A 20,298-nucleotide genomic window follows, 5' to 3' on the forward strand; every position below is an offset into this window, starting at 1 on the left:
TTTACCTTATGAATGCACTAGAAGGCGGAACTTACGAAATCATACAAAGTCGTTTAGAGGCTCAGAAAAAAGATTTAATCCAAAGATTGAAACTGCTCAACGACGCTCGGAAAGAGGTTTTTGGAAGTATTGAAACCAAATTGATTGCCAACAACCGCATCATCACCGAAAACAATTGCACTTCAAGCGACATTGTTTGCATCGGCGATTTGTGCCTCTTTGGGTATAACGTCTATTTTGGTTTACGAACTGAAATTAAAATTGAAGACGTTTTTAGTATTTACAGCTATCAAAATGAGGAATTCCAGTCGCATAATCTAGAATTGATTAACGACGAAACTTTCCTTTTTGACTTTTTAAACCTGTACAAATATTACCGCGATACGGAGTTCCGAAAGTTCTTTATCTCTGGGAATTACCTTCACATGGTGTTCCAATTGAGCGACCGGACTACCGATATTAAAACTTTCAAGTGGTTGATTCGTGAAAATAAGTTGGAATATATTGACAACCGAAGTGACCACGAATATAAGTTTCCTAAACAACATGATTTTCTTTGGCAAGAAACCACAAGAGAAATGCAGAAACAAGGAAAGCATCCCCATATTTCGATACTTGACAAGGTTTTTGTGGAAACTATTGGAGGTACTTTAACGATAAAAATTGAAGACAATACGACTTCGGGCAAAGGAATTTTAGAAGAAGACGTGGCATTTCCTGACCAAACCTTAGACGATGGGACGTATAAGTTTGCCGACTTAGGCAATCTGATTGCATTGCAAATAAAACCCTTTCAGGAAGAACCGCGCTACTTTGTGTACAACCATAAATTGCAGGAAGTGCAGAAGATTGACAGTGTAAAAAACACGGCCATTTTGCTTCCGGATAACCACGGTTTGATGTTTTCGAACGGTTATTACTTGCAAACCGGAGAATACAAAATATTTGAAAATAGCCTTGAAAATTTACAGTTTCAAGAACGTATTGCTTCGCCAAATGGGGAAGATTTCATGTACGTTTTCTATGAAGACAAATTCGGGCAATACGTATTGATTTCGTACAATTTAATTTCGCATGAAGTCAACACGCCCATTATTTGCAACGGTTTTACGATTTTAAACAACGGTGAATTGTGTTATTTTAAATCGGAGAACGAGCAGACTAAAAACCATGTGATTCAAATTTGGCAAACGCCTTTTGTCAAAGGAACGGTCGTTCCGTCTGAACATAAAGACAGTTTTATTTACAAAATAGGGAACAAAGACATTGTAAAAGCAATGGCAGATTCCAATTCTATCATCACACTTTTGAACAAAAATGATGATTATGATGGATTGTATGTCGACTTGGCAAAGCTTTCTCAGAATATTCTAGACGGCTACTATTGGATTGGTGGAAAAGAAACTTTTGAGTTGAAAATTCCGCTTTTAGAAATAAAAAACACCGCCAATTCCGCCATTGATGAGTTTGAAAAAGTAGTACAGTTGCGGCTTCACGCCAAAGAAATTACGAAACAAACCGAAGAGAAAGCCAACAAAATTTTCAGTACAATAAAGTCATCGTCGTTGGATGATATTGATGTTTTTGTTGCCAATCTTGCCAATTTGAGAAAGCTTCGTGGCGAAGTAATCAGCTTGAAAGAAGTGCGGTACGTGGATGTAGACTTCATTGCAACCATTGAAAGTGAAATCGTGAGCCAAACCGAACGGGTTTCGCAGCATTGTGTCCAATTTCTATTGAACGAAAAAGCATTAGAGCCGTATCAAATTCGTGTAAACGAGAAACAGCAAGCTATTGAGGCGATTTCGAAGGTGGCAGAAGGGAAAAAACTAGAAGAAGAAGTCAATCAAATCACGACAGATTTAGAGATGCTTATTGATATTGTTTCCAATTTGAACATTGATGACACGTCGCATGCCACACAAATCATCAATAATATTTCGTTGATTTTTGCCACACTCAATAAAGTGAAAGCAGAAATCAAGAACAAGATGAATACCTTGGGAGGTAAGGAAGCGAAGGCCGATTTTGCCGCCCAAATGAAGTTGATGGACCAAAGTATTGTCAACGCCATTGACCGAGCGAATACACCCGATAAAATTGCCGAATCGCTTAATAAAATGTCGGTTCAGTTGGAAGATTTGGAAGCTCGTTTTGCCGATTATGAGGATTTCACCGTTTTGATTATTGAGAAACGAGAGGAGATTTATACGGCTTTCGAGGCCAAGAAAAACAGCTTGATTGAAGCCCGAAATAAGAAGGCAATTGCAGTGGAAAATGCGTCCAAAAGAATTTTGAAAAGTGTGGCAACAAAGGCAATGACTTTTAATTCGGCAGAAGAAATCAATGGTTATTTTGCGGCAGATTTGATGATTGCTAAGTTGCGTGATTTGGTGAAGCAATTGCACGAACTAGAAGATGTAGGAAAGGCTGAATCGATTGAAACCGAATTAAAATCGGCGAAGGAAGATGCCTTGCGAAAGCTGAAAGACAAACACGAACTATACGAAGACGGCGAAAATATCATTCGTTTGGGCAAGCATAAATTTGCAGTAAACCGTCAAGCGCTCGACTTGACCATTGTTTATAAAGAAGACAGATTGAACTATCATTTAACAGGAACGGATTTTTACCAACCCTTGAAAAATGAAATCTTGGATTCGGGTAAAAAGTACTGGAGTCAAGATTTGATTTCAGAAAATGAGGAGGTCTATCGCGCTTTGTTCTTGGCGTATAAGATTTTCAAAAAGCAATCGGTTGCGGCATTGTCAGCGATGACTTTGGAGCATTTACAAGAATTAGTTGCCGACGAAACGGCTAAAAATTATTCGGAAGGCTATATAAAAGGAGTGCATGATGCCGATGCCGTATTGATTTTAAAAACGGTATTGGAAAAACACAACGCGCTTGGAATGTTGCGTTATGAATCTAAAACAAGGGCTTTTGCACAGTTTTTCTGGTACAATTTAGACGAAGAAAAACGTGCTAATTTGAATCAAAAGATAAAAGCAGCGGGCGAAGTATTGGCTGTTTTTCCAAATAGTACGGCTTTCAGTGGAGTTTTGGAGAACTTGGAGCAGGAAGTAGCACTGTTTTTAGCGCAATTTAGTTTGGGAAAGAAAGCGCTTTGGGATGCTTCTAAAATGGCCCATTATCTTTTTGAAGAGTTGATAATTGACGATGCATTTGTTTCCAGCTTAAAAGCAAAACAATTGGCGGAAGCTTTTCAAAAAGCATTGGAAACTAAAAATACCGATGTGAAATTTAAAATTGGTATTGAAAAATCGGTAGGTTTGGAAGCCAAATTACAGTTGGTAATGCAATGGGTTTCGTCTTATTTAACCGATTTGAACCCTGTTGCTGATTTGGAATATGCCTTTGAAGTGGCTGCATTATTATTGTTTCCGCACGAAAGTAACGAGCACACGATAAGCATTCAGGCGAATGCTTTGATAACAGGATTATCAGGGTCGCACGCTACAATTGCCGATGGGAATTATGTGTTCAATTACCATGAATTTATCCATAAAATGGAACATTATTTTACAAGTGATGTGCCTGCTTTTGAACAGTTTCGTAAGGTGCGGCACCAGCTTACGATTCAATTAAAGGAAGGTTTGAGGTTGCATGAATTTGAACCAAAAGTATTGACTTCCTTCGTTAGAAATAAATTAATCGACCAAGTATATTTGCCTTTATTTGGTGAAAACCTTGCCAAACAATTGGGAAGTGCGGGCGAAAACAGACGAACCGACCGCTCTGGAATGTTGCTGTTGGTTTCGCCTCCAGGTTATGGAAAAACGACTTTGATGGAATATCTGGCCAACCGATTGGGCTTGGTTTTTATGAAAATAAACGGTCCAGCGATTGGGCATGAAATTACTTCGGTGGACCCCGAATCGGCTACCAATTCGGCGGCACGGGAGGAGTTAAAGAAACTCAACTTAGCACTAGAAATGGGGAACAATGTGATGCTTTATCTCGATGATATCCAGCATTGCAACCCTGAATTATTGCAAAAATTTATCTCACTTGCCGATGGAACACGGAAAATTGAAGGGGTTTACAACGGAAATCCGAAGACGTATGACATGAAATCCAAGAAGTTTTGTGTGGTGATGGCGGGTAACCCATACACCGAAACAGGAGAGAAATTCCAGATTCCAGACATGCTAGCCAACCGTGCGGATATTTATAATTTGGGAGACGTGATTGGGAATACGTCGGCTCTTTTTGAACTGAGTTTGATTGAAAACGCAATGACTTCCAATCCACTTTTGACGCAACTGGCGTCCAAAATGCCGGAGGATTTATATCCTTTAATTGAAATGGCGACTGCCGGAAAACGAGATGGTTTTGAACTTAAAGGCAATCATTCGAAGCAAGACATTGAGGCATACTTAGCCGTTTTAGACAAGGTGATTAAGGTGAGAAACGTAGTTTTGCAAGCTAATTCGGCCTATATTTCCTCAGCTGCTATGGAGGATTCCTACCGTACCGAACCGCCTTTTAGATTGCAAGGTTCGTACCGAGATATGAACAAGTTGGTGGGTAAAATTGTGCCCGTGATGAATGACGCCGAGATTGAAACGCTGTTACTTTCGCATTATCAAAACGAGACGCAAACCTTGACGAGTGCTGCCGAAGCCAATCTTTTGAAATATAAAGAAATGACCAAAACCCTAAGCGATGAAGAGCATTTGCGTTGGGAAAGTATTAAATCGACTTTCGTCAAAAACAACAAGTTAAAAGCCTTTGGAGACGGAAATAATATGGCTCAGGTGCTTTCGCAAATGACCGAATTTACCAATCATATTGAGGGGATTAAGCAAATACTAAAGCTGGGACTGGAAAAATAGCATACGATGGCGGTGGGAAAAGTCGTTTCGTATAAAAATAGTTAATATTTTACTTCCGCGGTTAATCGGCATATAAAAATAGTTGTACGGTTATCTCCCGAGTATAACGTTCGTATAAAAAAAGCACTACGGTTAGTTCTGCGGTTAATCGGCGTATAAAAAAAGCACTACGGTTACTTCCGCGAATAACCGGCATATAAAAATCGTTAATAATTTACATCCTGTTGTAAAAGCCTTAGTGCTAATTGTTTGTATATTGAATTTTCTTTTCTAAATTTGATAAAAAACAATCATGGAAACTATAAAGAAAGTGCATATTGGTGCGATGATTCGTGCTTTTATCGTAAAAAACAATGTATCTAGGACGAATACTGCTCGAAAAATGGGGCTTCCCAATACTGTTTTCTATGCTTATGAAAACCGAGCTTCCCTACACACTTCAAATTTAATGCGGATTTGCGACGCTTTTCAGTACAATTTTTTCATGGACGTTGCCAATGCTTTGCCCGAAAGTTACGCGTTTGACAAGACCCTTCGCACAAGTAAAGATTTCATCATCGAAGAACAAAAAGCCGAAATCATGAAGCTGAAGTTCGAGAATGATTTGATGAGGGATTTGTTGAAGAAGTAAGTGTTACGGTTAACCCTCCAAGGGTTTTGAACCCTTGGAGGGTTAAAAGATTCGAAACTATAAATTATAATTATCATGGAAACTAGAATTCCTCTACTTCACGGCAATTATTACCACATTTATAACAGAGGAAATAATGGGATTGACGTGTTTTTTGAGCCTGAAAATTACTATCATTTTCTTCGGTTGTATGCAAAATATATTGAGCCAATTGCCGAAACATTTGCTTGGTGTTTGATGAAGAATCACTTTCATATATTGGTCAGAATTAAAGATAAAGAGGAAATCATCGCAAGTGAATTGACGTATACCACCACCGAAACTCCAAAAGTAATTGAACCTTTTCGGCAATTTTCTCATCTATTCAATGCATATACACAAGCCATAAATAAGCGGCATCATAGGACGGGAAGTTTATTTGAGGCAAACTACGAAAGAAAATTAGTGAGTTCTGAAAAGTATTTTCAGCAACTAATTTACTATATTCATAATAACCCAGTTCATCATGGATTCGTAAAACAAATGAGTTTGTATCCTTGGTCATCGTATGATTCAATCCTTTCAGAAAAACCCACGATGCTAAAAAGAGCAAAAGTTATAGCGCTATATAGCGGAAAAGAAAACTTCAGAACATATCATAATGAAGTCCATAATTTAGAAGAAATCAGCGATTTTATTATTGAAAAATAGTTGATTTTATAAGTTATTTTTAACCCTCCAAGGGTTTAAAACCCTTGGAGGGTTTATTATAAAAAAGTATCTTTGCAACTTAATTAAAATTACACAAATGAATAAATTGTTGATTGTCGGTACAGTTGCTTTCGATGCTATCGAAACACCTTTTGGAAAAACAGATAAAATATTAGGTGGAGCTGCTACTTACATCGGACTTTCCGCTTCCTTTTTTAATTTGAAATCAGCAATCGTATCGGTTGTTGGTGACGATTTTCCACAAGAACATTTGGATTTACTTACTAGTAAAAACATCGATATTTCAGGTTTGGAAATTGTTGAAGGAGGAAAAACATTCTTCTGGAGCGGAAAATACCATAATGATTTAAATTCTCGCGATACATTGGCTACAGAACTTAATGTTTTGGCTGACTTTCAACCTAAAGTACCTCAGAATTTCAAAGATGCTGATGTAGTAATGTTGGGAAATTTACACCCAATGGTTCAAAGCAGTGTGTTGGACCAAATGACAACGCAACCTAAACTAGTAGTTTTAGACACGATGAATTTCTGGATGGATTGTGCTTTACCGGAATTAATGGACGTTATTAAAAGAGTAGATGTCATCACGATTAACGATGAAGAAGCCCGTCAATTATCAGGTGAATATTCATTAGTAAAAGCTGCTGCTAAAATTCACACCATGGGACCAAAATACGTGGTAATTAAAAAAGGAGAACACGGTGCTTTGATTTTTCAAGGAAAAGAAGTGTTTTTTGCACCAGCTTTACCTTTAGAAGAAGTTTTTGACCCAACAGGAGCTGGAGATACATTTGCAGGAGGTTTTGCAGGATTCATTACACAAAGCGAAAATGTTTCTTTTGAGAACATGAAAAATGCGGTAATTTATGGGTCTAATTTAGCTTCATTTTGTGTGGAGAAATTTGGAACAGAACGAATGGAACATTTGAAACATGAAGAAGTGGTTGACCGCTTGAAACAATTTAAAGCATTGACTCAATTTGATATTGCACTAGCATAAAATAAGTACGCCTCGGAAACGGGGCGTTTTTGATATATATAATAACTACGACTACACAACAACAACACAATGAGCGACTCAATCAAACACGAATGTGGGATTGCCCTTTTACGATTAAAGAAACCCCTCGAGTTTTATAAGCAAAAGTATGGAACCGCTTTTTATGGGATACAAAAAATGTATCTCTTAATGGAAAAGCAACACAACCGCGGTCAAGACGGAGCTGGTTTTGCCAGTATCAAACTGGACGTGGAAGCGGGCGAACGCTACATAAGTCGGGTTCGGTCGAACGATGCACAACCTATTCAAGACGTTTTTGCACAAATTAACGACCGCATCAATGAGGAACTGCGAACGCATCCCGAATGGGCGAATGATGTTGATTTGCAAAAGAAAAACATTCCCTACATCGGCGAATTATTCTTGGGACATGTACGCTATGGAACTTTTGGAAAAAACAGTATTGAAAGTGTTCATCCCTTTTTGCGTCAGAACAATTGGATGCATCGGAATCTAATTGTGGCTGGAAATTTCAACATGACCAATGTAACGGAGCTTTTCAATAGCTTGTTGGAATTAGGTCAACATCCAAAAGAGTTAGCCGATACGGTAACTGTTATGGAAAAAATTGGACATTTTCTGGACGAAGAAGTAACTGATTTATACCAAGATTGCAAAAACGAAGGCCTTTCTAAAAGAGAAGCTTCTCCGGTAATTGCCGAACGTTTAGATGTGAAGAAAATCCTGAAACGGGCTTCAAAAGGTTGGGACGGAGGTTATGCCATGGCAGGACTTTTTGGTCATGGAGATGCATTTGTTTTTAGAGACCCGGCTGGAATTCGTCCGGCTTATTTTTATGAAGACGACGAAATTGTAGTAGTAGCTTCAGAACGTCCCGTGATTCAAACGGTTTTTAACTTAGAGTTTGACCAAATCAAGGAATTGCAACCCGGGAACGCATTAATCATTAAGAAAAACGGAACAGTAACGGAAGAAGAAATTATTACACCTGTTGAAAAGAAAGCTTGCTCCTTTGAACGTATTTATTTTTCAAGAGGAAGTGATGCGGAAATATATCAGGAACGAAAAATGCTAGGGAGACTGATTCTTCCTGCCGTTTTGGATGCGATTGATAGTGATACCGATAATTCCGTTTTCTCTTATATTCCAAATACAGCTGAAACATCGTTCTACGGAATGGTCGAAGCGGCCCAAGATTTCTTAAATCAAAGGAAGAATAATTTCATCTTACAAAATAGAAATACACTAAACAAAGAATCTTTACAAAAACTTTTAGAAGTTAAAATTCGAACAGAGAAAGTGGCGATTAAAGACGCTAAACTTCGAACGTTTATTACTGAAGACAGTAGTCGCGATGATTTAGTAGCCCACGTTTATGACGTAACTTACGGAGTTATAAAGCCCGAAGATAACCTAGTCATTATTGACGACAGCATCGTTCGAGGGACGACTTTGAAAATGAGTATCATTAAAATGATGGACCGATTGAAGCCAAAAAGTATTGTGGTCGTTTCGTCAGCACCTCAAATACGTTTCCCTGATTGCTACGGAATTGACATGGCAAAGTTGGAAGGCTTAGTAGCTTTTAAGGCAACTTTAGAATTACTTCGCGAACGCAATCTGTTTCACATTGTGGAAGAGGTGTATGTTAAATGTAAAGGTCAGGAACATTTGAAAGACAATGAAGTTGTAAATTTTGTAAAAGAAATTTACGCACCATTCGAGCCACAAGAAGTTTCAGATAAAATAGCAGAAATGCTAAGTTCACCAGAAATTAAGGCAAAAGTCAAAATTATTTTCCAAACCGTTGAGAATTTACATATCGCATGTCCAAAAAACTTGGGAGACTGGTATTTTACTGGGGATTATCCAACACCTGGAGGAAACAGAGTCGTGAATCGAGCCTTTATAAATTTCTATGAAGGAAACGATGCAAGAGCTTATTAATCAGAAAAATGCACTTTATCGAATAAATGTGCCGTTCATCTGATTTTTTTGTACAAATATAATCATGGGTATATATTTACTGAACCATAACATTAGTAGGTTAAGTTTATGGTAGATTTGGGGCAAAAAAGGTGGATTAATTTCCACCTTTTTTATTTTATATAAGTCCCAGAATATTCAGTTTCTCCAGCTGCATTTATTTCAATTTCTACGCTAGTTCCATTCCTTCGTAAATTCCTAATACCTCAGCAAAAGTTTCAAAGATAAATTGAGGGTCTTCACTCGAAACCATTTTCATTCGGTGTTCCTTAAAGTTAGGAAGTCCTTTGAAGTAATTGGTATAGTGACGACGCGTTTCTAAAATGCCAAGTTTCTCACCTTTCCAATCCATGGCCCATTGCAAGTGGTTTTTTGCAGCTTCTACACGTTGTTCAATAGTAGGTTTTGGCAAATGCGTTCCTGTTTCAAAGAAATGTTTAATTTCATTAAAAATCCATGGATAACCTATGGCTGCACGACCAATCATCATGCCGTCCAAGCCGTATTTGTTTTTGTATTCCAATGCTTTTTCAGCAGAATCAATATCGCCGTTTCCAAAAATCGGCATCGTAATTCGAGGATTATTTTTTATTCTTTCAATATGACTCCAATCAGAATGCCCTTTGTACATTTGAGCTCTCGTTCTTGCGTGAACCGTCAAAGCTTGCACTCCAATGTCTTGCAAACGTTCCGCAACTTCATCAATGTTTATCGAATTTTCATCCCAACCCAATCGGGTTTTTACAGTTACGGGAAGAGAAGTACTTCTGATAACTGCTTTTGTCAAACGAACCATTAAGTCTACGTCTTTTAAAACGCCCGCTCCAGCTCCTTTGCAAACCACTTTTTTAACAGGACAACCAAAATTAATATCAATCAAATCTGGATTTACAGTTTCCACAATTTTAGCAGACATCGCCATTGCTTCTTCATCACCACCAAAAATCTGAATTCCAACAGGTCGTTCGTAGTCAAAAATGTCCAACTTCTGCCGGCTTTTTATTGCGTCACGAATTAAACCTTCTGAAGAAATAAATTCAGAATACATCAAATCAGCTCCATGCTGTTTGCACAACCTGCGAAACGGCGGGTCGCTCACGTCTTCCATTGGAGCTAATAATAAAGGGAAATCGGGTAATTCTATGTTGCCTATCTTGACCATCTACTGCATTTTCGTGCAAAATTACGACTTTAAATTTTAGTGCTAAAGAACTTTCTTCTCCGTCAAATATTTCCAATATCTTTTGGGAACATGCTGCACGTGTAATTTGTCGTTTTTACGTTCTTTAATATTGGTGTGGTCAAAATATTCAATCCACAATTTTTGGTAATTGATTTCGATGTCATGCAACATATCGTTCTTCTGGCTTCCGCCAAAAACACTCGTGTCATCTAAAGTTATAATTTCTACTACATTTAAATCGTAATACACGCCATACCCTCTTTTGGAATCATAAATCAACCATTTTTGGTCTTGATAACGGTTTTTGAAATGGGTAATGATTAACGTCAAAACATCAAAATCAGGAAAAATTTCGGCGAAGTAAATGCCGTCTTTCAATAGTTCAAACCGGATGAACGCTTTCATTCTGTGGCGTTCGCGGTTGACGCTTTTCACTAATTTTGAGAGTTGCATCACGTAAGGATTCGCGTAATCTTTAAGAATATCTTCACTCGGATTTTCCACGGCATAGATGATGACTTGCAATAAAATCATTTCGCGAGAAGCATCTTCGGACAGAAAAGTATACAGCATTTCCTGAATACCACTTTTCCCCAATTGTTTTTCCAACTTTTTTAAAACGCGGTCGGATTTCTCGGGATTGGTGATTATTTCAATAGGTTCTGCAAAGAAGGAGTTTTGAAAAGTCCCCTCATGGACAATCTGAACGTCTTGGTATTTGAACTCAAAGACTTCAAAAACCGCCGTCAGAAATCCTTCGAAGGTTTTATCGTAGAAAAGTATCGTCATTCAAAAGGGAAGTTTGGTTACTGAACGGATTTTCGAATTTGCTTTTGGTATCGCCAACAATCAGACTTTTCAAATGCACGGAATCCAAATGCATCAAGTTCTTGTTGGAATTTGCTACAACAATAAAATATTTCGCACGATTGGTGGCAACGCCCATTTTCTGCAAATGCTCTAAAGTCAAATTTTGAAACTTTCTTGCATTCACAATCTTGTAAGCTGATTTTACACCAATTCCGGGAACACGAAGAATCATTTCTAACGAAGCGGTTTGCAAAGTGACAGGAAAATCGGTGATGTTTCGTAAAGCCCAACCTAATTTCGGGTCGACTTCCAAATCGAGGAAAGGATTGTTCTTGGCTAAAATTTCATTGGCTTTAAAGCCGTAAAAACGCATCAGCCAATCGGCTTGATAGAGGCGGTTTTCGCGAACAAGAGGAACTTGTGAACCCAATCCAGGTAATCGTGCATCATTTGAAACAGGAACGTAGCCCGAATAATACACGCGTTTCATGCTAAAATTCTTATAAAAATGATCGGCGACTTGAATGATTTGTAAATCAGTTTCCGGACTGGCACCCACAATCATTTGGGTACTTTGTCCGGCTGGTGCAAACTTTGGAGTCGACTTGAACTTTTTACGTTCGTCTTTGTATAAATTAATTTCATTTTTGACAAAACCCATTGGTTTAATCATTTGTTGGTGGTCTTTGTCGGGAGCCAATAATTTCAAACCGGATTCGGTGGGGATTTCGAGATTCATACTTAATCTATCGGCATAAAGTCCGGCTTCTCGCATTAGTTCGTCACTCGCTCCGGGAATACTTTTGAGGTGAATGTAGCCGTTGAAGTTGTGTTCCAGACGCAACTTTTTCGCTACACGAACCAAACGCTCCATAGTGTAATCGGCATTTTTAAAGATACCAGAACTTAGGAATAAGCCTTCAATATAATTTCTGCGGTAGAAATTCATGGTTAAGTCTACGACTTCCTCCACGGTAAAAGCAGCTCGCTGAATATCGTTGCTTTTTCGCGTTACACAATAGGCACAATCGTAAATGCAGAAATTAGTAAGTAATATTTTGAGTAAAGAAACACATCTTCCGTCTTCGGTATAGGTATGACAAATTCCTGAAGAGGAAGAATCACCTAAACCTTTGTTGGTGTTTTTGCGGTTTCCGCCACTGGAGGAACAGGATACATCATATTTGGCTGCATCGGCGAGAATTTCTAATTTTTCTTTAACTCTGTCGTAATCCACGTGTTGAAATAAATTTGGGAGTGTAAAAATACGGGAATTATTTACATGGTGAAAGGCGTTTTCAGAACTTTAATAGTTGTTTAAGGTTTAATTTGCGATGCTTATTTCTTCGCAAATAGTTAACCAATTATCTCGCAAAGGCGCGAAGACGCAGAGTGACTTGGAAGAGTTTTTAGTAAAAATAATAATTAGCTTTTGTTTATACCGTTTTTTACAATTTTAAAGAATTCATAAAGTTTGATTTGTTTTTAACCACTTTACTTTTGAATAGTTTATAAATTTCATATTGGTTCAACTTATTTTGCGTAATTATTACTGAATTTTTTTTACCAAAAAGATTCAATTTACTGTATCCTAAATCAGAAGAAAAAGTATTTGTATTCCAAGAATAATAGAATTCGACAGATTCTATATCGTTGAAATGTATTTCTGTTTCCATTATATTTAAACGGTTGGTTACTATTATTTTCTTTTTTTGAGCATTGATTTTTATTTCTTCTTTTAGATTGTGTTGATAGTAACTATTTCGGATAATTGTACTCCTTAAGACAAGATAAGTTAAAAATGAAAACAAAATAATTGAAATAAAACAAAACAATATTTTCTGTGCTTGATATTCGTTCCAATTATTAATCATTGTATGTAAAATCATTATTGAAATAAAAATGGTGAAAATTGAAAATAGGCATCCAATCAATAAATCTCCTATGATTTTACTTTTTTTATACTCAAATTCCATTTTCGATTAATTATTCATCAGTAAACAAATATAAAGAATCCAACCAAAAAAATCCCTTCTAAAATTATCTTTTACTATTTGATTTCAAGCGTTTCAAGTTAAGGTCTAATCTCCTATCTTTGCGGATTGTTGAAACGCAGTTTGTATTTGAAAAGAAATGAGCTGGGTTACAAAAGAGGTTGCGTTAGGGATTGCAGTGGAAATCCTTTTTTCTCTTTCTTTAAGAGAAAAAAGATTGTAGCGGAAAGCCCGACCCTTGTGGGAACGCCCAAATTAGTATTACAAAGAAAAGACAGAAGAAACCTCATAGTTTCTTGAACAAAATAGAACAATTGTAGATGAAGAAAATTAGAAATTTTTGCATTATTGCCCATATTGACCACGGGAAAAGTACGCTTGCCGATAGACTTCTTGGTGCAACACAAACGGTTACGGCTCGTGAAGAGAAGGCTCAGTTGCTGGACAGTATGGACTTGGAACGCGAACGTGGGATTACCATTAAGAGTCACGCGATTCAGATGGAATATACGTACAAGGGCGAGGAATATATCCTGAACTTGATAGATACTCCCGGACACGTTGATTTTTCCTACGAAGTTTCGCGGTCTATTGCTGCTTGTGAAGGGGCACTTTTGATTGTGGATGCGGCTCAAAGTATACAGGCACAAACGATTTCTAACCTTTATTTGGCTTTAGAAAATGACTTGGAAATTATCCCTGTCTTGAATAAAGTAGATTTGCCAAGTGCGAATCCAGAGGAAGTGAGTGATGATATTATTGATTTACTAGGTTGCAAGTTGGAAGATATTATTCACGCATCAGGGAAAACTGGTTTTGGTGTGGAGAATATTTTGGCAGCTATTATTGAGAAGATTCCACCACCGAAAGGGAATGTGGACGAACCTTTACAGGCTTTGATTTTTGATTCGCATTACAACCCGTTCCGTGGTATTGAAGTTATTTTTCGAGTGAAGAATGGTGAAATCAGGAAAGGACAGAAGATTAAATTCATGGCGACTGGAAATGAATATTATGCAGATGAGGTAGGAACATTGAAGTTGAATCAGGTGCCGAAAAGCGTGATTTCTACAGGAGATGTGGGGTATTTAATTTCTGGTATCAAAGAGGCGAAAGAAGTAAAAGTGGGTGATACCGTTACCGATGCTAAAACGCCAACAACAAATATGATTAAGGGTTTTGAAGACGTGAAACCAATGGTTTTTGCGGGAATTTACCCGGTAGATACGGAAGATTACGAAGATTTGCGTTCGTCGATGGAGAAATTGCAACTGAACGATGCGTCACTTGTGTTTTTGCCTGAAAGTTCGGCGGCTTTGGGATTTGGTTTCCGTTGTGGGTTCTTGGGAATGTTGCACATGGAAATTATCCAGGAGCGTCTTGAACGAGAGTTTGACATGACTGTTATTACTACGGTTCCCAACGTTTCGTATTTTGCGTATACTAAAAAAGACCCTGAGACGGCGTTTATTGTTAATAACCCAACTGATTTACCGGAACCTTCTAAATTGGACCGTGTGGAAGAGCCTTACATTAAAGCTACGATTATTACTAAAGCCGATTATGTGGGTAACGTAATGAGTTTGTGTATTGAAAAACGTGGACAAATTACTAATCAAACCTATTTGACTACCGAACGTGTGGAGTTGACTTTTGATATGCCGCTTGCTGAAATTGTATTTGATTTCTACGACCGTTTGAAAACAGTTTCTAAAGGTTATGCATCCTTTGATTATTCTCCTATTGGAATGCGAACTTCGAAATTAGTACGTTTAGATGTTTTATTAAATGCGACAAGTGTTGATGCACTTTCGGCTTTGATTCACGAGGATAATGCGTTTCATATTGGAAAAAAAATGTGCGAGAAGTTGAAAGAATTGATTCCTCGTCAGCAATTTGATATTCCGATTCAAGCAGCGATTGGTGCTAAAATCATCGCCCGTGAAACGATTAAAGCGTTAAGAAAAGACGTTACCGCCAAATGTTATGGTGGTGATATTTCGCGTAAGCGTAAACTTCTTGAAAAACAAAAGAAAGGTAAAAAACGTATGCGTCAAGTAGGTAATGTGGAGATTCCGCAAGAAGCTTTTATGGCTGTACTGAAGTTGAACGACTAGAAATTGTCTATTGTAAAATAGTATATTGTATAAACAAATAACCCGATAGCGAAAGTTATCGGGTTTTTTTTGTTAAAGCATATTGCCACATATTCCTAATCCTGCAATTGCATAAACCACTGCCAAAATATATAAAAATTTGGCGCTTTGCGGATAAGTTTTCCTTATCGAGAAACCAATGATTGTGAGTATTACGGGTGGTCCGAACATTATAAACATAATGAAGAGTACTATTCCGTCATAGTTTCCGCCTTCTAATAGTATCATAGCTTTATATATTATTTCTTAATTCTTCCAGTTTTTCTTTCTTATCGTCTCTGTAAAATAAATTCATGGTCTCGAAAGGTATTATTTTGTTGTCTTTATTTACAATATGAACACAGGATTTTTTGATGGCTCTGACATCAAAATTATAAGCATCGATGAATTGCATAATGATGATTCTAAACAAATTGTCATAACTTAATTCGGGAGCGTCAATGTTGGGCAAACAACATAAAATAGATTTTAGATTCTCTTGAGCCACTTCTACAGAATTTCCGGTGCTGAACAATTCAATCATTTTTCCGTGCAACACTTCGTCTTGTTCGTAGATGATGGTATTTTTGCTATTGTCCAGTAAATCATTGGGATTGATGTATCGGGTCAACGGAAATACTTCATCGCCTAACTTCAACGCATAACCCATAACCAATGCATCCGGGTTACAGGGAACGGGAAGTAAATCGTCTGAATTAAATATAGAAGTCTGCTCTAAAATTTTTCTTCTCACCTCCGTTAAAGTCATTCTGTCCGTGGCGGGATTAAAATTCTCTAGTCTTCCTGCAATTTGTGTAGGCTGAAAAGTAACGCCTCGAATGCATTTTTGCTTTAAAGCAAAATCTATTATTTTTCCAATCTCGTGGTCGTTCAATCCTTTTTGAAGTGTAACTACAAGAGTGGTAGATAAATTTAATTCGTTTAAGTTTTCTAAAGCTTGTTTTCTAATTTGAGTTAAATCAGCACCTCTTAATTCTTGCAAAACGCTGTCTTCAAAAGAATCAAACTGCAAATAAATTTCAAAATCGGGTGCATAACTTTTTAGCCTTTTGGCAAATTCTTTGTCCTTGGCAATTTTAATTCCGTTAGTGTTCAACATTAAATGTTTTATCGGAAGGGACTTGGCATAATCTAAAATTTCAAAAAAATCAGGATGAATCGTTGGTTCTCCACCGCTAATTTGTACCACATCAGGTTCCTTTTCATTTAAAACAATCGTGTCTAACATCTTTTTTACTTCTTCCAAAGTGCGGTGTCTTCCATACGAAGGCGACGAACCTGCATAACAAGTGGGGCAAGTTAAGTTGCATCTGTCCGTAACTTCTATAACCGTGAGGCACGAATGCTGTTCATGGTCTGGACACAAACCACAATCATAAGGACAGCCATAATGGGTTTTGGTATTAAAGGTATAAGGCGTTTCTGAGGGCTTATTATAGTTCCGAATGTTCTTATAATACGGAATATCATCAGCAATCAGCACTTTAGAGTTGCCGTGTTCCGGACATCTTTTGAGCATATAAACGTTGCCGTCTTCAAAAACAATTTTGGCATCAATACGCTTTAAGCATTCCGGACAAAGGCTTAGCGTAAAGTCATAGTAGGTATATTTTCTAACGGGCATTTTTTAGTAGGTTTAAAATTGTTTTGTGGTAATAGGCGAGACAAATTAAGCATAAAAATTGAATAGAACTCAATCCTGCGATAAAGAAAAGATTGGGCTTTAAAAATTCCATCAAAAACCGAAAGGAGAAATAGGCAATCATAAAATATTGAAACAAGAGTCCGTTTTTTAAATTCTTGCTTTTTAATTTCCAGAGAAAAATAAATAAAACGATTAGAAAAAGCAATTCATACAAAGCTATGGGATGCCTTTTGAGGTGGTCGCCAAGGTTCATTCCTAAGAAAAACGTGGTTGTTTTGCCGTAGGTAAATTCATTTGTTCCTGACAAGAAGCAACCAATTCTGCCAATAAATATTCCTAATATAATAGGAAAGGTAAACAAATCGCCGGACGATTGCTTTTCGCCAATGCTTTTCTTTGCTAATTCTACCCCTAAAAGTCCACCAAACAAGCCGCCCATAATGGTTTTATTATTAAACAAACTTAAAACCGAAAGTGCATCAGCGGGTAAAATGGGGTTTTCTAAGAACCCCATAATGCGCGACCCTAAAAACGCGCCTATGGCAGCGCCTAAAATGATAGACAATCGATTGGTGGAAACAATGGTATCAGTAGTTCTTTTTCGTAAAAACACATAATAGCGGTAGCCCAAGAAGAAGGCAAGGTATTCTAAAATTAAATGAACATTAATTTCATATCCAAAAACTAAGGGTTCAAACGGGAGGTTCAAATTTGTAGGAATTAAATTTAAAGATAAATACAATCGCACTACTTGCGGTTCGTAAAGATGCAAAAAAAAAGGATTCGTAAGACTTGCAGCGATAAATTGTAATGTAAATGCAGTTGCTATTTGCAGTATTTGAAAAAGACAGCCTACTTCAAAAGCCACTATTTTGGAGTCATATCCTCATTTAGTTATTCTAATGAAGCAGTCTATTATTGGGTTTCTTTGTTTCTTTATTTTAAAAATAAACCCTCTTAATTTATTTTTTAAATTTTTTAAAAAAACAGGTGTTTTTACGGGTACAGGATAACAAATTACTTTATAAATTTGGCTATGTGATACACTAAACGTCAAACGATTATGACAGCAACAAACGCACACGGAAAAACGCAAATAAGGGCACGCCACTTGGTTACCATTAGAGGCAGTCCGCTGTTTTGAAACTTAATAACGGGCGGGAAATTATAGCTGATGAATAGTAAATAAATGCTTCAAATATGTGCTTTATTTCTCGTGCAAATAATTTGAGGGCTCGTGCGAATAATTTGAAGGCTCGTGGGAATAATTCGAGTTCTCGTGCAAATAATTCGAGTTCTCGTGCAAATAATTTGAGAGCTCATGCAAATAATTCGAGAACTCGTGTAAATAATTCGAGAACTCGTGCAAATAATTTGAAAGCTCGTGCAAATAATTTGAACACTCAAATTTTAGGCACGAACACGAGTGGAAAATAATATAAACCTGATGCGGTTTGTATTATTTTGAAAATGAATAGCAAAAAAAAAATTATAATTTAATAAGAGTAAAGAAATGGATTATATACCAGGAAAAGATAGTGACAAAGTGATTTGGAACAACAACTTGAGCGCGAAAATTAACGCGGATGGACCCGATTTGGGATTAGAAGCTGATGAAATATCAGAAATTAACAAAACGTGTGATGCTAATGTTGCGGCAATTGTTGCAAATGATACTGCACAACAAGCCTCAAAGACGGCAAAGGCGGCAAAGGATAAGCAGTTGAGCACGGGCAATCGGTTTTTGCGTAGTATGGTTAAAAAAATGAAAGGCAGTAGTAAATACAGCACTATTCTAGGCGTGAGTTTGGGCATCATTGGCGATGACCCAACTATTGATTATCGTATTTATCAACCGAAAATTAAACCAAGCGTTATGCCGGGTCACGTACGGATTGATTTTGTTAAAAACGGACTCAACGGGATGAACATTTACGGAAGATTGAAAAGCGAAAATAAGTGGGTAAAGCTGGCTTATAACTCTTACAGTCCTTATTTAGATAGCCGTCCCTTAACTGTAGATAATGTTCCCGAACATCGGGAATATATGGCTATTGGCGTGATGCACGACCAAGAGGTAACGCTTCAAAGTACCATTATTGAAGCCGTTTATGGCGGATTGTAAAGTTGATTTCTAGAAAAAACCACAACATTAATTTGTTGTGGTTTTTTTTTTGGATAGATTTGATAGATAAAAAGCGAAACAAAGTTTCGCTTCTATACAAGTTGTACGATACCTTCCGAAAAAATGAAGACACAAAGAAGAAAATTATATTATTCAGCAGGTTTTATTAGCATTATATTGCTTCCTATTTTTTGTTTGATTTATCTGAATAGTATAAAGGCGTTCAAGCAATTTGGTAGTATTCAAATATCTTTACCGGATAAAGGATTTACTGAAAATAATGTAAACTTAAAGAAGTATTTAAATTCAAAAAGATATTTTATCGTAAACTTAACGGGAAATAACAAAATAGATAAATTAAAACTAGAAAATGCAAATATATTAATTAAGAAAATCATCTTATCAAAAGATTCTATTCAAGGAGTTAAATTTAATTTGAGAAAATCTGAATATTGGACTTTTATAAAAATTCTAGATATATTAAGAATAAATAATGCTGAATTATATAATTTGTATAACAATGAACTTTGGTTTGCAAATCCTCCAAAACGAAAAACTGAAACCATTAAAATAAATAAAAATGCAAATAGTGATAGAAAATATATCAATTGTGATACACAATATATAAATAGAAAAGAACAAGTGGTTGATGAAATAGAGAATATTAGAATAAAAGAATTTATTAAAAATTATTATCCTTCAATTATTGCATATTTGTTGATGATTTATTTTGTAGTCAAAAGTTATAAACAATATAAATGAATAAAGGCAGTCGCATAACCGCCATTTTGAGCTAGCTGGAATTTAGTGGAATTATCGTATCGCATCAAGTTTTCATTAAGCCGAAAATTGAGCGGTTACGAACTTCCAGCCATCTCAAAGTGGCAAAATGTTATATAAAAGTACATGGAAAATATGAGTTTCAATAATAGACAATTTATAAAAAGTCTTGTAATCTTTACATTATTAATGAGCGTTTGGACAATCTCTTGCCTTATAACTAATAATTTTACTGAAAATGATAAAGGCTTTGTTACTGGTTTTGGATTTCTGGTCATTTTTTCTGCATCAATTCACTTCGGGCAAAAAAAATGTTCACTAACTAAATTCTTTCATCTATTAATTTTAATGATATTATTATATAGTTCTTCTAGTTTTATTTTAAGTGCTTGTA

Annotated in this window: 14 protein-coding genes; 8 read left to right on the forward strand and 6 right to left on the reverse strand. The window is 36.6% G+C overall.

Annotated features, from left to right (window positions below):
* Positions 1–8 precede the first annotated feature (8 nt).
* The 5 genes from ACQ5J2_RS04515 to ACQ5J2_RS04535 all read left to right on the forward strand — a co-directional run bounded on the left by ACQ5J2_RS04515 (position 9) and on the right by ACQ5J2_RS04535 (position 9,172).
* Positions 9–4,859 (forward strand): DNA repair ATPase, encoded by a 4,851-nt coding sequence (locus tag ACQ5J2_RS04515; protein ID WP_432672542.1) that lies wholly within the window; start codon positions 9–11, stop codon positions 4,857–4,859.
* 292 nt (positions 4,860–5,151) lie between these two features.
* Complete coding sequence (locus tag ACQ5J2_RS04520; protein ID WP_432672543.1) at positions 5,152–5,490, forward strand: hypothetical protein; 339 nt, start codon at positions 5,152–5,154, stop codon at positions 5,488–5,490.
* Positions 5,491–5,565: 75 nt separating this feature from the next.
* Positions 5,566–6,180 carry a transposase gene (locus ACQ5J2_RS04525; RefSeq protein ID WP_432672544.1) on the forward strand — a complete coding sequence of 205 codons (615 nt, stop codon included), beginning with the start codon at positions 5,566–5,568 and terminating at the stop codon, positions 6,178–6,180.
* Between the two features lie 97 nt (positions 6,181–6,277).
* Positions 6,278–7,204, forward strand: coding sequence for a PfkB family carbohydrate kinase (locus ACQ5J2_RS04530; protein ID WP_432672545.1), 927 nt, complete (start codon positions 6,278–6,280; stop codon positions 7,202–7,204).
* A 69-nt stretch (positions 7,205–7,273) separates the two neighbouring features.
* A complete protein-coding gene (locus tag ACQ5J2_RS04535) occupies positions 7,274–9,172 on the forward strand; it encodes an amidophosphoribosyltransferase (RefSeq protein ID WP_432672546.1) in 1,899 nt (632 codons plus the stop codon).
* Between the two features lie 208 nt (positions 9,173–9,380).
* On the opposite strand, the gene dusB is transcribed toward ACQ5J2_RS04535, so the two are convergent.
* The 4 genes from dusB to ACQ5J2_RS04555 all read right to left on the reverse strand — a co-directional run bounded on the left by dusB (position 9,381) and on the right by ACQ5J2_RS04555 (position 12,880).
* Positions 9,381–10,373, reverse strand: a complete 993-nt coding sequence (gene dusB / locus ACQ5J2_RS04540) for a tRNA dihydrouridine synthase DusB (protein ID WP_432672547.1) — start codon at positions 10,371–10,373, stop codon at positions 9,381–9,383.
* 42 nt (positions 10,374–10,415) lie between these two features.
* A complete protein-coding gene (locus ACQ5J2_RS04545; protein ID WP_432672548.1) occupies positions 10,416–11,183 on the reverse strand; it encodes a TIGR03915 family putative DNA repair protein in 768 nt (255 codons plus the stop codon).
* Positions 11,161–12,441: a putative DNA modification/repair radical SAM protein gene (locus tag ACQ5J2_RS04550; RefSeq protein WP_432672549.1), complete on the reverse strand. Its 1,281-nt coding sequence runs from the start codon at positions 12,439–12,441 to the stop codon at positions 11,161–11,163. Before ACQ5J2_RS04550 ends, ACQ5J2_RS04545 begins: the two co-directional genes overlap by 23 nt.
* A 211-nt stretch (positions 12,442–12,652) precedes the next feature.
* Positions 12,653–12,880 (reverse strand): hypothetical protein, encoded by a 228-nt coding sequence (locus ACQ5J2_RS04555; RefSeq protein WP_432672550.1) that lies wholly within the window; start codon positions 12,878–12,880, stop codon positions 12,653–12,655.
* 638 nt (positions 12,881–13,518) lie between these two features.
* On the opposite strand from ACQ5J2_RS04555, the gene lepA reads away from it, so the two are divergent.
* Positions 13,519–15,315 (forward strand): translation elongation factor 4, encoded by a 1,797-nt coding sequence (gene lepA, locus ACQ5J2_RS04560; RefSeq protein ID WP_432672551.1) that lies wholly within the window; start codon positions 13,519–13,521, stop codon positions 15,313–15,315.
* A gap of 271 nt (positions 15,316–15,586) precedes the next feature.
* Here the strand turns inward: lepA and ACQ5J2_RS04565 are convergent, their stop codons facing one another.
* Together ACQ5J2_RS04565 and ACQ5J2_RS04570 are read right to left on the reverse strand one after the other, a co-directional pair.
* Positions 15,587–16,978 carry a radical SAM protein gene (locus tag ACQ5J2_RS04565; RefSeq protein ID WP_432672552.1) on the reverse strand — a complete coding sequence of 464 codons (1,392 nt, stop codon included), beginning with the start codon at positions 16,976–16,978 and terminating at the stop codon, positions 15,587–15,589.
* A complete protein-coding gene (locus ACQ5J2_RS04570) occupies positions 16,968–17,867 on the reverse strand; it encodes a prolipoprotein diacylglyceryl transferase (protein ID WP_432672553.1) in 900 nt (299 codons plus the stop codon). Before ACQ5J2_RS04570 ends, ACQ5J2_RS04565 begins: the two co-directional genes overlap by 11 nt.
* A gap of 645 nt (positions 17,868–18,512) precedes the next feature.
* Between ACQ5J2_RS04570 and ACQ5J2_RS04575 the strand changes: the two genes are divergently transcribed.
* Positions 18,513–19,124, forward strand: a complete 612-nt coding sequence (locus ACQ5J2_RS04575) for a hypothetical protein (protein ID WP_432672554.1) — start codon at positions 18,513–18,515, stop codon at positions 19,122–19,124.
* 123 nt (positions 19,125–19,247) lie between these two features.
* Positions 19,248–19,886, forward strand: coding sequence for a hypothetical protein (locus tag ACQ5J2_RS04580; protein ID WP_432672555.1), 639 nt, complete (start codon positions 19,248–19,250; stop codon positions 19,884–19,886).
* The last annotated feature ends 412 nt before the right edge of the window (positions 19,887–20,298 follow it).

Source organism: Flavobacterium sp. SM2513 (assembly GCF_050908145.1).
Taxonomy (GTDB): Bacteria; Bacteroidota; Bacteroidia; order Flavobacteriales; family Flavobacteriaceae; genus Flavobacterium.

Excerpts from the sequence above, each read along its gene's own strand:
- ACQ5J2_RS04515 (WP_432672542.1), top strand. The coding sequence starts at position 9 with ATGAATGCACTAGAAGGCGGAACTTACGAAATCATACAAAGTCGTTTA.
- ACQ5J2_RS04520 (WP_432672543.1), top strand. The coding sequence starts at position 5,152 with ATGGAAACTATAAAGAAAGTGCATATTGGTGCGATGATTCGTGCTTTT.
- ACQ5J2_RS04525 (WP_432672544.1), top strand. The coding sequence starts at position 5,566 with ATGGAAACTAGAATTCCTCTACTTCACGGCAATTATTACCACATTTAT.
- ACQ5J2_RS04530 (WP_432672545.1), top strand. The coding sequence starts at position 6,278 with ATGAATAAATTGTTGATTGTCGGTACAGTTGCTTTCGATGCTATCGAA.
- ACQ5J2_RS04535 (WP_432672546.1), top strand. The coding sequence starts at position 7,274 with ATGAGCGACTCAATCAAACACGAATGTGGGATTGCCCTTTTACGATTA.
- dusB (WP_432672547.1), bottom strand. The coding sequence starts at position 10,373 with ATGGTCAAGATAGGCAACATAGAATTACCCGATTTCCCTTTATTATTA.
- ACQ5J2_RS04545 (WP_432672548.1), bottom strand. The coding sequence starts at position 11,183 with ATGACGATACTTTTCTACGATAAAACCTTCGAAGGATTTCTGACGGCG.
- ACQ5J2_RS04555 (WP_432672550.1), bottom strand. The coding sequence starts at position 12,880 with ATGGAAACAGAAATACATTTCAACGATATAGAATCTGTCGAATTCTAT.
- lepA (WP_432672551.1), top strand. The coding sequence starts at position 13,519 with ATGAAGAAAATTAGAAATTTTTGCATTATTGCCCATATTGACCACGGG.
- ACQ5J2_RS04565 (WP_432672552.1), bottom strand. The coding sequence starts at position 16,978 with ATGCCCGTTAGAAAATATACCTACTATGACTTTACGCTAAGCCTTTGT.
- ACQ5J2_RS04575 (WP_432672554.1), top strand. The coding sequence starts at position 18,513 with ATGGATTATATACCAGGAAAAGATAGTGACAAAGTGATTTGGAACAAC.
- ACQ5J2_RS04580 (WP_432672555.1), top strand. The coding sequence starts at position 19,248 with ATGAAGACACAAAGAAGAAAATTATATTATTCAGCAGGTTTTATTAGC.